Source organism: Ruegeria sp. ABM4_193 (genome assembly GCF_056158705.1).
The window spans coordinates 405888-419866 of record NZ_JBSWTT010000001.1 but is presented as its reverse complement, the minus strand read 5'-3'; the positions used below and the strand labels follow the sequence as shown (position 1 = coordinate 419866).

Genomic DNA, 13979 nt, shown 5'->3' with positions numbered 1-13979 from the left:
TTTTCTACCCTTTGCGCTGATACAGCCAAGCCCCGTCCGCACGCTGCGTTCGGGTCACAGCGTCAATGTGGTAGAGATGATTCATATGTGCAACCGCCTCGACCAGCGCGAGCCCATATTCACCTTCGCGGATTGTGCGTTTGAATAGCGGCAGAAAACAATCGGCGGCGGATTTCGGTTCGTCCAGATGGTCCAGCAAACGCTCCAACGCGCTGTGGTGGTTGTCGATCAGTTGTTTCATGCGCAAAGGCAGACCGGTAAAGGGGAGTTTGTGACCCCCCAGAACAAGATGATCAGGCCGGGCCAGTGCTTGAAGTCGCTCGCACGCCTCCATCCAGGCCGAAACCGGGTCGGCCATGGGCTCGGTTGCATAGACACCCAGATTGGGGCTGATCGAGCTGAGGATCTGATCGCCACTAAGAACCAGATTGTCATCGCGGCTCCAGAAAGTGGCGTGTTCCGGGGCGTGGCCATTGCCCATGTGAACATCCCAGTCCCGTCCGCCCATGCGGATCACGTCGCCCTGCTTTACACGGGTAAAGCCCAAGGGCATGGGGTAGACCGTGTCGGCAAAATTGAATGGACGATCCTGCATTCTTGCGTTCAGCACTTCGGGTGACATGCCAGCACTGCGATAGAAATCAAGCGTCTCCTGCGGCCATGTCTCTTGCACATCCAACGTCAGCATCCGCGCAAACAACCATGAGGTTCTGCTGGTCACCAGCTCAGCCCCGTGTTCCGACTGAAACCAACCTGCATTGCCCACGTGATCGGGGTGATGATGCGTGACAACCACACGTTTTATCGGTTTGCCCGCCAAAGGGCCGTCCATCAAAGTCTGCCAGATGCGCCGCGTCTTGTTCGAGGACAGGCCGGTGTCAATTACCGTCCAGCCATCACCATCGTCCAGAGCATAGATATTGACGTGATCCAGAGCCATTGGCAGCGGCAGGCGCATCCAAAGAACCCCGTCGGCGATCTGGATGGCTTCACCTGTCGCGGGCGGTTCAGCCCACGGATATCTGATTCCCAACACGCGATCCCCGTCCATCAGGCTGCCAACTCGTCCACGCTCAGCGCAAAAAGATCATCCGCCCCACCCTGAACACGGGCCAAAAGACCAGAATGTTCGGGAAGCAAAGCGTTGATATAGTATCGCGCCAACTTGGCCCGTGGTCCATCAGGGTCAGCCAGAGCTGCGGTCAGGTGGTAATGCCCGCCCAGCACGCGGGCAAAAGCCTGCAAATACGCCGCCGCACCTGCAAAGCGGTCGTTCATATTGTCCTGCGCCACAAGCCATTCGGTCGCCTCGCGCAGTGTTTCAGTGGCCTCCCAGACCGGACCCGCCAAATCGGGCATAGTGGCGCGGGCGCGCTCGGCCTGATCCTCAATCTCGTCCAGAAGGTTCGACGCTGCCTCGCCCCCATCCATCATCTTGCGTGCGACAAGATCCATCGCCTGAATTCCGTTTGTACCTTCGTAAATCGCAGTCACCCGGACATCGCGATAGAACTGCGCGGCCCCGGTTTCTTCGATATACCCCATGCCGCCATGCACCTGAACACCGGTTTCGGCCACGCGTATGCCTGTTTGCGTTCCAAACGCTTTGCCAATCGGCGTCAACAGGGCCGCGCGCGCAACCCAGTCTGCGTCTCCGGTGGCCTCGGCCATGTCTATCGCGGCAGCATTGGACACCAAAATGGCACGCGCCGCGAAAACATCAGCCCGCATGTCCATCAGCATGCGACGCACATCCGCATGGTCGATGATTGCACCTGACGGCGTTTTGCCCTGCTTGCGATCCTGCGCATAAGCCAGCGCATGTTGATAAGCGCCTTCCGCAACGCCGACGCCCTGTCCGCCCACGCCCAGACGCGCGTTGTTCATCATGGTAAACATTGCGGCCATGCCACCGTGCTCTTGTCCAACAAGCCAGCCTTTGGCTCCATCATACTGCATCACACAGGTAGGTGAGCCGTGCAGGCCCATTTTGTGCTCCAGAGATACCACATGCAGGTCATTGGCTACGCCAGGGTTCCCGTTTGTATCCGGCAGGTGTTTTGGCACCAAGAACAGGGATATTCCTTTTGTGCCGGGCACACCATCCGGCAAACGAGCCAGCACCAGGTGGCAGATATTCCCGGCAAAGTCGTTGTCACCCCACGAGATGTAAATCTTTTGCCCTGTGATCGCATACGTCCCATCACTGTTCGGCTCAGCCTTGGTGGTCAATGCGCCCACATCCGAACCAGCCTGTGGTTCGGTCAGGTTCATTGTTCCCGACCACTCACCCGACATCAATTTGGGCAAATAAAGGGCCTTGAGGTCTTCACTGGCGTGATGTTCCAACGCCTCGATCTGGCCCTGGCTCATCAACGGCGCGACCTGCAAGGACAGGCACGCTGCGCTCATCATTTCGTTTACGGCTGTTGCGATGGTTATCGGCAAGCCCATTCCACCGTGTTCGGGATCACCGCTCATTCCAATCCACCCCCCCTCGGCAATCGCCTTCCAGCCCGCTGCAAATCCCTCGGGGCTTTTGACCACGCCGTTTTCAAGACGCGCAGGATCCAGATCACCAGTGCGCTGCAACGGGGCCATAACCTCTTCACACATCTTTCCGGCTTCGGTCAGGATTGCGTTCACGACATCGATGCTGGCCTCGGCGAACTTTTCGGTCGCAGCGATCTGGTCGAACCCGACCACATGGTGCAGCAGAAACTGATAGTCTGAGATTGGGGCGCGATAGGGCATGACAACTCTCGAACGTCTAGAGGATCAGAATACGTCGACGGGCTTGGAATCAGGGACAAGCGCCGGTAAGCGTATGGGTCTTGATCGATTACCTACTGTTCCTCATGTTTCAGGCAACCAAAACGCGGCGTCACCAGATATGATCTCATCCGGCACTCAGGAACTGACGGCTGATCCCGACGGCATCGCGCGGGCGGCAGATTTGTTGCGTCAAGGCCTTCTTGTCGCCCTGCCCACCGAAACGGTTTATGGGCTAGGCGGAGACGCCCGAAACGGAGAGGCCGTCGCGTCGATTTACGAAGCCAAGGGGCGGCCCAGCTTCAACCCGCTGATCGCCCATGTCGCCTCGGTCAGCGCGGCGCAAAGGTTTGTGCAATGGTCCGATCAGGCCGAACAACTGGCGCGCGCCTTCTGGCCCGGTCCACTTACTCTGGTTTTACCGCTGCGCGGGGGGCACGGAATATCCTCGCTTGTGACGGCCGGTTTGGACACGCTGGCGGTTCGGGTGCCTGCGCATCCCACCGCGCGCGCCTTGTTGACAGCATTCGACGGGCCGATTGCGGCGCCTTCGGCAAACCCGTCAGGGCAGATCAGCCCCACAACAGCAGATCACGTGTGGTCGGGTCTGGGCGGCAGGATCGCCGCAATTCTGGACGCCGGGCCGTGCGGCGTTGGCGTGGAATCCACAATCGTCGGCCTGACCGGACAGCCCACATTACTACGACCCGGCGGCGTCGCGCTGGAACAGATCGAACAGGAACTGGGGGTACATCTGCACCTGCATCAATCCGGTGATCTGCTCACCGCTCCGGGACAGTTGCAATCACATTACGCGCCGGACGCGCCAGTCCGCCTGAATGCGGAATCGCGCCAGGGGGACGAGGTCTTGCTGGGCTTTGGCCCAGTAGATTGTGATTTGAACCTGTCCGTGGACGGCAACCTGACTGAGGCCGCCGCAAACCTTTTTGCCTGCTTGCATGAATTGAACAAGACTGGCCGACCAATCGCCGTTTCTACGATCCCTGATAGTGGATTGGGCGCAGCTATCAACGACCGGCTGCGACGCGCGGCAGCGCCACGCGACAGTTGATCAGGCGCGGCCGGCGCTGGCGGACAACGTCAAAGGATCCACGCCCAAGGTTGCCAGCGCAGCCTCCCATTTTTCATCATCCGGCACGTCGAAGACCAGCTTCGAAGCGGCTTCAGTGGTCAGCCAGCCATTCATCGCGATTTCATCTTCAAGCTGACCTGGACCCCAGCCGGAATAACCCAGTGCCAACATCGAATTCAGCGGCCCGACGCCAGAGGCAAGGTCTTCCAGCACATCCAGCGTCGCGGTCATGCTGAACTCTTCCGAGATCTGCATCGAATGCAAGTTGGCCTCATAGTCCGCGCTGTGCAGAACAAAGCCGCGCGACATCTCGACAGGGCCGCCAAAATGAACCAGCCGTTCGCCAACAACCGGAATACGGCACGCAATGTTCAATTGGCCCAGCAAGGTCTTGATGCGCAGGTCCGAGGGTTTGTTGATGATCAGCCCCATGGCGCCGTCATCGCCGTGGCTGCACATGTAAACCACCGAATGTTCGAATCGCGGGTCGCCCATACCGGGCATCGCAATCAACAGTTTTCCGGTCAGATCCATGGGACGTCATCTCTTTCTCAACTCTGTCAACAATGGCCCCGCCACCCCTGTGTTTGCAAGAGAACAACGGGTAATTCGACAGATTTCATTGCAGTGACCGGATCGTGACTTGGAATCCGGCCCCAGCCCGCGCATGTATGAGGGATGAAGATGTCGATCAAATCCACAGCCGCCCTTGCGTTTGCTTGCCTGACCCTGTCCTCTGCTGCCACTGCACAGAGTTTGGACGGTGTGGTGAAACTGGATGTTCTGGACGGCGGTCGAACCGCAAACGGCACGTATCTGAGCGCCTTGAGGTTAACCCTCAAAGACGGCTGGAAAACCTATTGGCGGGCGCCCGGTGATGCTGGCATCCCGCCCCAGTTCGACTGGAAACGCTCAAGCAACGTTGGGCATGTGGACATCACCTGGCCCGCGCCCGAGATTTTTGACCAAAATGGTTTGCAGTCGATCGGATATGAAAACCAGTTGATCTTGCCGATTGAAATTACACCGCGAAACCCTGCCAAACCCGTACGCCTGCAAGGTGAGATGGATCTGGGTGTTTGCAAAGACGTGTGTATCCCGGAACGTTTGGGCTTTGACCACACACTGGACTCAGAAGCAGGCCGCAACCCAGCCATTGCTGCGGCTCTGGCGCAACGTCCCTACTCGGCGCAGGAAGCCCGTGTCAGCAAGGCCACGTGTACTCTCACGCCAACTCAAGACGGAATTCAAATCGAAGCTCGGGTGACGATGCCATCTGCGGGGGGCCGCGAAGTCGCCGTGATCGAGCCCGGAAACCCGGTTCTCTGGGCATCGCAACCGGTCTCGCAACGCGAGGGCAATACGCTAGTGGCGCAGGCTGAAATCATCAACGCGTCTGGTGCACCTTTCGCGCTGGACCGATCTGAAATCCGGATCACCGTTCTGGGCGCCAATCACGCGGTCGACATTCTGGGTTGCAGCGCGGGCTGACCTTGTGATCCAAACTCCAAAAATCGGCGCTTTGGCGGTTGTTCTGCGTCAGGATCAGGTGCTTCTGGTACAGCGCAGCAAACAACCAGATGCCGGGTTGTGGGGCTTTCCGGGCGGGCATGTGGAATGGGGCGAGACCGTTCTGCAAGCAGCACAGCGCGAACTGCGTGAGGAAACCTCGGTGATTGCAGAGCCGTCACACTATCTCAAGAATCTGGATCTTCTGCGGCACGACCCCAATGGGCAAGTCCTGTCCCACTACCTTCTGGTCGGTGTCGCCTGCACGTATCTCTCTGGCGCGCCCGAAGCTGGCGACGACGCACTGGATGCACGTTGGTTTCCGATCGAACAAATACGCGAAGGCGACCTGCCGATGAGCGCGCGGGTTGCCGATCTGATGGAATTCGCTCTGCGTGAAGGTTAAGTTCCCGCTGAACGGGTGAACCGACCATAGAACAACGCAGACAGTACCATGCTCAGCACCAGAATAGGCAGGGCTCCGGCAAGGAACGCGCCCAGCCCCATCTGCAAAACCGGGATACCGTCTGCGTCAGCATAAAGGCCCTGGAAAATACCTATCGGCGCACCGGTAACTGTTGGCCAGATCATCGTCAGAAAAAACCAAACCGCCAAAGCGGCTCCTGTCGCCATCAAAGCGCCCCGAACCACCCGGTCTGGCGCGCGAAACGCGCGGCGCATGGCGGTCATCGGGCGTGCAACATCGTTGAGGATCGCCAGCAGGGCAGGCACGAGGATCAGCACCAGAAGCATCCCAAACCCAAGTCCATAGACCAAGGTGATCACGGTCGGTTTCAGGAATTGCGCCTGTTGCGAGCCCTCGTAGAGCAGCGGTGCAAGCCCAAGAACCGTTGTCAGTGTGGTCAACATAACGGGTCTCAGCCTGTCGGCCGTGCCCTCGACAATCGATGGCACCAGACCGCGATCCTGCTGATACCCATCTATCGTGGTCACAAGCACAATCGAGTCGTTGATAATGATCCCGGTCATTCCCAGCAATCCGACCACCGTGAACATACTGAGCGGAACATCCCAGATGTAATGCCCCCAGATCGCCCCAACGAGGCCAAAGGGGATAATCGCCATAACCACCAACGGCCTCGACCAGCTTGCAAACACCCAGGCCAGCACAAGGTAGATCCCGGTCAGACACAGGATCAACCCGGTGCGCGCTTCGGCCAGGAATTCGTTTTCTTGCTCACTCAGACCCGACATACGCCATTCAACCTGACGTTCTGCGGCGATGTTGGGTAGTATCTCGTCCTGCATCATGCGTTCTATTTCAGCCGCTCGCGCAGGGTCGTCTTCGGAAATATCTCCTGTAACTGAAACCACCCTCAGTCCGTTTTCGCGCCGGACGACGGAAAACCCGGTTTTTCGTTCGACGGAAACGATGTCGGCCAGCGGAACATAAACCCCATTAGGCGAACGCATAAGGGTGCGTTCAAGGAAGTCTGCCGTCAACTCGCCCTCAGGCAATTCAACCCTAATTTCGGTGCTACGCGGGCCATCGGGGAAGGTGGCGGCCTCGATCCCGTTAAGGCGGTTGCGCAACGCGCGGCCCAGCGTTTCGATCCGAAAGCCCAAAGCTTGCCCCTGTGCCGTCAGGTCCAGAATGAACTCTTCCTTGTCATAGGCCAGAGTGTCTTCTAGCGCCGAGACTTCGGGGAATTTCGACAACGCGGTCTGCAGGTCCTCTGAGGCCGCCTTCAGAACATTCACGTCCGATCCATAAAATTGCACATCAATGGCATCTCCGCCGGGGCCGGACCGCCAGCCCCGGAAAGTCAACACCTCGACATTCGGGTGCCGTGGCACGAAGTCCTGCAATTCGCCCACAAATTCAAAACTGGAATAGGGCCGCAGGTCGGCATCAATCAATTCGATCGAAATCCCACCCAGCACGCTGCCGTCTTTGCCGTCTGCCGCCGCCAGACCACGGCCCGCGGTGCCCCCGACCTCGGCCAGAACAAATTCGATCGGATTCTGGCCATAACGTTCTTCATAAATCTGACCCAGCTCGTCGGTGGCGTCCTGTACAATGCGCATCATTTCCAGCGTATCCGACCGGGTCGAACCTTCGCGCATGATGAACCCGCCACTGACGGAGCTGCGTTCAGGCGCGTTGAAGAATCGCCAGTTCACATCGCCACGGATGAACAGGGCAACCTGACTGGCCAGAATAGCGATCATCAAAGCCACAACAACGTATCGCGCCCAGATCACCCAGGCGATCAACGGACGGAACAGGTGGTCCCGCACCCAGCGGAAGCCCCGGTTCACAACACGGTTCGGTAGATCGTACCAGTGTTCCTTGGCAGAATGCGCAATCGCGTGCGCCATATGGTTGGGCAGAATAAGAAAGCACTCAACCAGCGACGCGATCAGAACCGCAATCACCGTGAACGGAATATCGCGTATCAACTCGCCGAAGCGACCACCTACAAGGGTCAGACCAAAGAACGCAATCACCGTCGTGACGGTCGCTGCCAGAACCGGCATCGCCATGCGTCGGGCTGCGCGTTCAGCGGCCACCATAGGCGGCTCGCCCAGACGACGGGCGCGGAAATCGGCGTGTTCGCCCACCACAATGGCGTCATCCACCACGATACCAAGGGTTATGATCAGGCCAAACAATGAGACCATGTTCAGCGACAACCCACCTAAATACATCAGCGCAATGGCAGCCGACATGGCCACAGGAATACCCGCCGCAACCCAGAAAGCGATGCGGGCATTCAGGAAAAGGAACAACAGGCAGACCACAAGGCCCAAACCCATCAACCCATTGTCGACAAGGATGTTCAGCCGGTCTGTGATGGCCTGGGCCCGGGTACGGATCAACTCGATCTTTACGCCTTCGGGCACACTTGCCTGCATCTCGCGGGCGACATCTTCAACCGTGTGCTGGATTTCGATGGCATCGCCCTGGTTTGACCGGTCAACCCGGATCGACATGGCAGGGTGATCACCGACAAAATAGCTGCGGTCGCGCGTTACTCCTTCGACCCTAACGCGAGCTATGTCGCCAACCCGCAGCTTCGACCCATCGTCGTTGGTTCGTAGTGCAATGGCTTCGATCTGCTCAGGTCTTCGCTTTTCGGTTCCGGCCCGAATGCGCGCACCTGCACCTTCCACTGCACCCGCAGGGTCCGTATTAACTTCGGCCCCGATAGCCGACGCGATTTCGGCCATTGTGATGTCGTTTGCGATCAACTGCGCCGTTGACACTTCGACAATAATCTGCGGTGCGGCAATACCCCTGATACTGGTGCGGGTGACACCGGCAGCGAACAGGCGGTTGATCAGTTCATCGGTCAGTTTGGCCAGTTGCGCCGTGTCTGATGGGCCGCTGATGATAAGATCCGTCACCCGATCACGCCAAACGCCGCGCTGGATTTTGGGTTCTTCAGCGTCTTCAGGCAGGTCCGAGACACCATCTACTGCGGTTCGAACGTCCTCAATTGCGCGGGACATGTCCCAGTTTGGCTCAAACTCAAGCCGTATTCGTGTCCAGCCAGGGTGCGAACTGGCCTCGGTACTGGTTACGCCTTCCACTGCCAGCAACGCAGGTTCTAGAAGCTGGACAATGCCCGCATCCATGTCCTCCGGCCCAGCACCGTCCCAGGTGACGCTGACATCGACACGCTCCAAGACCACGTCGGGAAAGAACTGTGCTCGCATGTTGGGAATGGCCGCCGCACCCAAAACCAGCATGACCAGCAACAGAAGATTGGCAACGGTCCGATGGCGGGTGAAGTAACTGAGAATGCCGCCCGCTGCGCCGGGTATCTCGCGCATCATGGCGCTCAGCCTCCGGCCTTGGTTTCAAGACGACGTATCAGAGCGGCCGGCACGCGCGCTTCCTGCAATTGGCCCAGAAGCTGCGATTTCTCGTCCTGCGGCATTGTCTGGCTGGCCTCGATTTGCGCCACAAGCGCGGCCCGTTTCGAAGGGCTTAACTCAACCATGTCCGGGTCTGCACCGGCCTCAACACGCAACGGTCGCACCCGCACGCCGGAGCCCAGCAGAGGCGTACGCCCGATGACAACTTCGCGCCCCTCAAGCCCGTCGCCACGCAACAGGACCTCATCCCCTTGCCTGCGAACCAACTGCACCGGAAGACTTTCCAGGCGGTCGTCCGCGCCCAGAACCAGAACCGTACCCGACGCATCAAGCACGGAAGAAGGTAATCGGTATACATTTGCGACTGGTTGTTCTTGAACCGAAACCGTCACAAAATCGCCGGGCTTGAAACCTGACGCCTCTTGCAGACGAGCATAGATCAACCGCCCGGTCTGGCCTTCTCCGGCGGAACCGCTGTCGCGACTGATCTGACCCGCAGCAGTCAGATCAGCGCCGGTGACTTCCAGCGACACAGTAACCGGGGCGTTGATCAGTCTGTCGTTTTCATCCAACAGGCGGACATACTGCGCCGTTGAGACCCGGAACGCCACTTCAAGGGCGTTGGGATCAACCAATTCTGCTAGCTTTTCGTTGGCCGACACCAGCCGTCCTTCTACCAGTGTCACGTCGGTCAGCGTGCCGCCAAACCCAGCCCGCACCGTCATGTCTTCTAGGTCACGCTCTGCCGCTTCCAATGCGATCACCGCACGGGACTGCAAAGTCATGGCCTGATCAACACGGGATTCTGCCTGCGCCAGCGCGATGCGGCGGGCCAGAACCGCTTGCTGCGCCGAGGTTGCAGCCAGTTCAGCCTCTTCTACGCTAGCCGCGGCACCAACCCCACGGGATTGCAAGTCACGCTGACGTTGCAACGCCCGTTCACGCAGGTCCGCCTGCGCCTCGGCTGATTTCAACTCGTCCTGCGCCAGTAGTAACGACCGTTCGGCATCACGTTCTTCAAACTGGGCATCCAAAAGATCGGATTTGGCCCGATCCAGTGCTGATTGCGCATCCGCCGGGTCCAGTTCAACCAGCACCTCACCCGCCGAGACTGTGCCACCATCCTCAAAGTCTTCAGCCAGCGCAACCACGCGCCCGCCCAACGCCGCACGCAATTCCAGCCTGCGGCGGCTTTGAACCTCTCCGAATGCCTCAAGATAGGGGGTGACGGTTTCTGCCTCGGCCTGACGCACCGCAACCGCAAAGACTCTTTCACGCGAAGGCGGTGCAGCGTCTTCCCGGGTCAAAACGTCTTGCACCGCGCTTACAATTATCTGCGCGGCAACAAACAGCAAAGCCAGCGTCAGAAACGCCAGAAAAATACCGACAAGACTTTGCCGCAAAAATCGCATCAGTCAGTTACCCCGGTTGCACCACGCTGCCGTCCCCAACATGTAGCTGGATCACGAATTATGCCAAGCCACAAAGCGGTTACACGGATTTGAACGTATGACCAGTCTACTTCCGTCGCAGGTGTTCGTCCAATCTGGGCATTATTTCCACAAAATTGCAGGGGCGATGCCTATAATCGAACTGTTTTTCGAGTATCCCGTCCCACGCATCCTTGCAGGCGCCCGGGCTGCCGGGCAGTGCGAAAAGATACGTACCACCGGCAACCCCACCCGTTGCACGGGACTGCACCGCCGAGGTGCCGATTTTCTCCATCGAGATGATTGTGAACACAGTACCGAACGCGTCGATCTCTTTCTCATAGACGTCGCGATGCGCCTCGACGGTCACGTCGCGCCCGGTCAAACCGGTGCCTCCGGTCGAGATCACAACGTCAATCTGATCATCCTCCACCCAGGCACGCAGTTGATCGGCAATCTGATCACGTTCGTCCCTAATAATCTTGCGATCAGCCACCACGTGGCCCGCTTTTTCGATCCGGTCCACCAGAGTCTGACCCGAGCGATCTTCGTCCATCGACCGTGTATCCGACACGGTCAGGACGGCAATTTTGACTGGGATGAACTCTTTGTTTTCGTCAATGCGTGACATCTTGCGTCAGGCCCTTTCCAAAATCGCAAGCCGGATGGCAAGCGCGGCAAAAATACCGCCTGTAACCCAGCCAATAATACGAGAGGCGCGCGGGTTGCCGACCAGCACCCGACCCGCGCCGCCCGCGAATATGCCCACCAGCCCGTTTACCACAAACGCTCCGACTGCGATGATAACACCAAAGGTTAGAAACTGAAGCAGAACAGAGCCCGTGGCGGGGTTCACAAACTGCGGGATGAAAGCCAGCACAAACAGGATGACCTTGGGGTTGGTCAAGTTGACCAGCATCCCATCCCGAAATGCCAGATGCGTTGGACGGACCGGCGCATCTTCGGTGATCGCACCGTTACGGATCGCGCCCCAGGCCAGATAGAGCAGATATGTAACGCCCATCCAGCGGATCACGTCGAACAGCCACGGCATCGCCGCGACTGCGGCCCCAAGACCCAGACCGGCCAACAGAACATGGATCATCAACCCGACCGCCACACCGGCACTGGCCGACACCGCAGGCCGTGGGCCGGAGCGCAACCCCTGACCAAAGCAAAACATCATATCCGCACCCGGTGTGAAGTTCAGCGCCAAGGCAGCCGGAATGAAAGCCAGAAAAGTGATGGTGTCGATCATGGCTCTACCTCAAACCAATTCGGCTTTGGCCCCAGATTGGCCAATTGCGTACGGCCCAGCGTTCCGCGATAGCCCCAACTTTCGTGCACATGTCCAAAGACCGTATAACCTGGCTGAAGCCGCTCTATGGCATCGCGCACTGCCGTCGACCCAACCGACAGACCTTGCGACGTCTGATCCCCATAGCCTTTGGGCGGAGAATGCACGATCAGGACGTCAGCCGCATCGCACCGGTCGAGCATCTCGGTCGCAGCACCTTCGGTCAGGTCGCAGGACCACTCGCCAAACGGCGTGGCCGGCACGCCATAACCAAGACCAAACAGGCGAAGCCCGTCGAGTGTCATACCGGACCCGTGCAAAACATGAACACCTTCCGGCGCGGCATCGCCCAGTTCTTCTGCGCTTTCTGCATTTCCTGGAATCAACACCAGCGGGGCAGAAATGCCCGCAAGCATTTGCATCGCCTCATCCAGACCCTGACGCATGTTGCAATAATCACCCGCGCCAATGACCAAATCCGCGTCAACACTGGCCGCTACCAGATCCGCGGCGCGATTGCGCGCCATATGCAAATCGGAAAAGGCCAGAACCTTCATGTTGCGCCTCGCAGCCGCGCTTTCAATTCCAGCAGATCAGCCCAAGCCTGCCGTTTCATCTGCGGCTGACGCAACAGATAGGCCGGGTGGAACATCGGGATCACCGGCAAATCCATCGCCTGATCCCAATTGCCGCGTAAACGAGTGATACCCCGTTTTCCCAGCACTGCCTGACAGCTGATATTGCCCATCACCACCAGAACTTCGGGCTTGGCCAACGCAACGTGACGCTCAAGGAAAGGTTTCATCATCCCGATTTCTTCGGGCTTGGGATCGCGGTTCTGCGGAGGCCGCCATGGTAGTACGTTGGTGATATACACGTTTTCGCGGCGATCCAGATCAATTGCCGCCAGCATCCGGTCCAGCAACTGACCGGCGCGACCGACAAAGGGCTTGCCTTCACGATCTTCGTCGCGGCCGGGGGCTTCGCCGATGATCATCACCTTTGCGCCGGGGATGCCGTCGGCAAAAACCAACTGTCGTGCCCCGCGCTTTAGCTCGCAATGATCAAAAGCCTCCATCGCCGCGCGCAATTGGTCCAGAGACCCTGCCCCCTGCGCTGCAGCCTGCGCTACGGCAACCGGGTCAGCCTGTTTAGGTTTCGTCTGAGGAGCGGAGGCCGCTTCTGCCTTCTTGGGCTTGGGCGACGTATCCGGCAACGCATACCGATCAACCGGCGCATCCCCGATTGCCTCGGTCGCGCCCAGTTCGATCTGCCATTCCAGCAGCGCCCGTGCAGAGTAATAGTCCAAGCCCGATTCCATACGGATAATTTACCTGCCTAAACGCTGAGGGAAAGCGAATAGGGCTTGATCGGTCGCTCTGTCGCGCCGACCATCAGGGCGCGATGCTCAGAATTCTGCGATTCCTCCTGCTTGGTCTTGTGCTGGCCCTTACCGGCGATCCGGCTTTGGCGACGTTTCACGACACACATGGGCAGTGCCGTGCGGGTCAGTTCAAATGTGGCAGCACCTGCTGTTCGGGCGGGCAAAGATGCAGCTTTGATGGCCACTGTATTCCGCTGGGCGGCACCTATTGTGGTGGCGGTCGCACCTGCGGCCCGTTCGAACGTTGCGTGGCCGGTGGAACCAGATGTGCACCCGCGGGCCTGAACAAATGCACGTCTCGCCTGGATTGCCCGGGCGACAGTTTTTGCAACGGGCGTGGCGAATGCGAACGGATCACACCCGACCTGGACACAACGCCGCCCACCACGTGCGACGACGGGCGCACCTGCGCGCGTGGCTCCTCCTGCCTGCCCGGCGGGGGCTGTTCCCGCCCTGGGTGGTTCTTGTGCGAAGAAACCGGTTCGCAATGCCGCCCTGGCTTCAAATGCTCGGCCCATCAGGGCTGCGTGCCGATCAAGGCCATCGACTGCGGTTATGGCAAATGGTGCAAGCCGGGTGAACAATGCCTGCCCGAGGGCGGCTGCGAAAAACTGCCAGAGGGTACCGAACCTTAGGTTGCCTTGCGCC

General features: G+C 58.9%; 13 protein-coding genes. 4 read left to right on the top strand and 9 right to left on the bottom strand.

Translation table 11 applies throughout. The annotated features are described in order from the left end of the window. Window positions 1-4: 4 nt before the first annotated feature. Together ACXADZ_RS02025 and ACXADZ_RS02020 are read right to left on the bottom strand one after the other, a co-directional pair. Window positions 5-1051: an MBL fold metallo-hydrolase gene (locus ACXADZ_RS02025; RefSeq protein ID WP_475192335.1), complete on the bottom strand. Its 1047-nt coding sequence runs from the start codon at window positions 1049-1051 to the stop codon at window positions 5-7. Further along, the gene (locus tag ACXADZ_RS02020; RefSeq protein ID WP_475192334.1) at window positions 1051-2754 is read right to left on the bottom strand and encodes an acyl-CoA dehydrogenase; all 1704 of its coding nucleotides are present in this window, start codon (window positions 2752-2754) and stop codon (window positions 1051-1053) included. The genes ACXADZ_RS02025 and ACXADZ_RS02020 overlap by 1 nt, the downstream gene beginning before the upstream one ends. Window positions 2755-2893: 139 nt before the next feature. On the opposite strand from ACXADZ_RS02020, the gene ACXADZ_RS02015 reads away from it, so the two are divergent. Then, window positions 2894-3844: an L-threonylcarbamoyladenylate synthase gene (locus tag ACXADZ_RS02015; protein ID WP_475198458.1), complete on the top strand. Its 951-nt coding sequence runs from the start codon at window positions 2894-2896 to the stop codon at window positions 3842-3844. Here ACXADZ_RS02015 and ACXADZ_RS02010 read toward each other — a convergent pair whose 3' ends face one another. Further along, window positions 3845-4399 (bottom strand): YqgE/AlgH family protein, encoded by a 555-nt coding sequence (locus tag ACXADZ_RS02010; protein ID WP_171093771.1) that lies wholly within the window; start codon window positions 4397-4399, stop codon window positions 3845-3847. Window positions 4400-4549: 150 nt separating this feature from the next. Between ACXADZ_RS02010 and ACXADZ_RS02005 the strand changes: the two genes are divergently transcribed. Further along, complete coding sequence (locus tag ACXADZ_RS02005; protein WP_475192332.1) at window positions 4550-5356, top strand: protein-disulfide reductase DsbD domain-containing protein; 807 nt, start codon at window positions 4550-4552, stop codon at window positions 5354-5356. A gap of 4 nt (window positions 5357-5360) precedes the next feature. Then, a complete protein-coding gene (locus tag ACXADZ_RS02000) occupies window positions 5361-5780 on the top strand; it encodes an NUDIX hydrolase (protein ID WP_475192331.1) in 420 nt (139 codons plus the stop codon). Here the strand turns inward: ACXADZ_RS02000 and ACXADZ_RS01995 are convergent. From ACXADZ_RS01995 to ACXADZ_RS01970, 6 genes are all read right to left on the bottom strand, one after another. Then, on the bottom strand, window positions 5777-9178 hold the full coding sequence (locus ACXADZ_RS01995) for an efflux RND transporter permease subunit (RefSeq protein ID WP_475192329.1): 3402 nt from the start codon (window positions 9176-9178) through the stop codon (window positions 5777-5779). The genes ACXADZ_RS02000 and ACXADZ_RS01995 overlap by 4 nt on opposite strands. A gap of 5 nt (window positions 9179-9183) precedes the next feature. Then, window positions 9184-10632, bottom strand: a complete 1449-nt coding sequence (locus ACXADZ_RS01990) for an efflux RND transporter periplasmic adaptor subunit (protein ID WP_475192328.1) — start codon at window positions 10630-10632, stop codon at window positions 9184-9186. Between the two features lie 106 nt (window positions 10633-10738). Next, window positions 10739-11281 (bottom strand): molybdenum cofactor biosynthesis protein B, encoded by a 543-nt coding sequence (moaB, locus tag ACXADZ_RS01985; protein ID WP_475192326.1) that lies wholly within the window; start codon window positions 11279-11281, stop codon window positions 10739-10741. Window positions 11282-11287: 6 nt separating this feature from the next. Further along, window positions 11288-11908, bottom strand: a complete 621-nt coding sequence (locus ACXADZ_RS01980; protein ID WP_475192325.1) for a LysE family translocator — start codon at window positions 11906-11908, stop codon at window positions 11288-11290. After that, window positions 11905-12504, bottom strand: a complete 600-nt coding sequence (locus ACXADZ_RS01975) for a metallophosphoesterase family protein (RefSeq protein ID WP_475192322.1) — start codon at window positions 12502-12504, stop codon at window positions 11905-11907. Before ACXADZ_RS01975 ends, ACXADZ_RS01980 begins: the two co-directional genes overlap by 4 nt. After that, window positions 12501-13268, bottom strand: a complete 768-nt coding sequence (locus ACXADZ_RS01970) for a uracil-DNA glycosylase (RefSeq protein ID WP_475192320.1) — start codon at window positions 13266-13268, stop codon at window positions 12501-12503. Before ACXADZ_RS01970 ends, ACXADZ_RS01975 begins: the two co-directional genes overlap by 4 nt. An 83-nt stretch (window positions 13269-13351) precedes the next feature. On the opposite strand from ACXADZ_RS01970, the gene ACXADZ_RS01965 reads away from it, so the two are divergent. Beyond that, entirely contained in the window at window positions 13352-13966 is a 615-nt protein-coding gene (locus ACXADZ_RS01965) for a scavenger receptor class F, member 2 (RefSeq protein WP_171669057.1), read from the top strand. Window positions 13967-13979 lie beyond the last annotated feature (13 nt).

Bases quoted from the DNA above. Each gene is read 5' to 3' on its own strand.
- ACXADZ_RS02020 (WP_475192334.1), bottom strand. From the start codon at position 2,754: ATGCCCTATCGCGCCCCAATCTCAGACTATCAGTTTCTGCTGCACCAT.
- ACXADZ_RS01970 (WP_475192320.1), bottom strand. From the start codon at position 13,268: ATGGAATCGGGCTTGGACTATTACTCTGCACGGGCGCTGCTGGAATGG.
- ACXADZ_RS02005 (WP_475192332.1), top strand. From the start codon at position 4,550: ATGTCGATCAAATCCACAGCCGCCCTTGCGTTTGCTTGCCTGACCCTG.
- ACXADZ_RS02025 (WP_475192335.1), bottom strand. From the start codon at position 1,051: ATGGACGGGGATCGCGTGTTGGGAATCAGATATCCGTGGGCTGAACCG.
- ACXADZ_RS01995 (WP_475192329.1), bottom strand. From the start codon at position 9,178: ATGATGCGCGAGATACCCGGCGCAGCGGGCGGCATTCTCAGTTACTTC.
- ACXADZ_RS01975 (WP_475192322.1), bottom strand. From the start codon at position 12,504: ATGAAGGTTCTGGCCTTTTCCGATTTGCATATGGCGCGCAATCGCGCC.
- ACXADZ_RS01965 (WP_171669057.1), top strand. From the start codon at position 13,352: ATGCTCAGAATTCTGCGATTCCTCCTGCTTGGTCTTGTGCTGGCCCTT.
- moaB (WP_475192326.1), bottom strand. From the start codon at position 11,281: ATGTCACGCATTGACGAAAACAAAGAGTTCATCCCAGTCAAAATTGCC.
- ACXADZ_RS01990 (WP_475192328.1), bottom strand. From the start codon at position 10,632: ATGCGATTTTTGCGGCAAAGTCTTGTCGGTATTTTTCTGGCGTTTCTG.
- ACXADZ_RS02010 (WP_171093771.1), bottom strand. From the start codon at position 4,399: ATGGATCTGACCGGAAAACTGTTGATTGCGATGCCCGGTATGGGCGAC.
- ACXADZ_RS01980 (WP_475192325.1), bottom strand. From the start codon at position 11,908: ATGATCGACACCATCACTTTTCTGGCTTTCATTCCGGCTGCCTTGGCG.
- ACXADZ_RS02015 (WP_475198458.1), top strand. From the start codon at position 2,894: ATGATCTCATCCGGCACTCAGGAACTGACGGCTGATCCCGACGGCATC.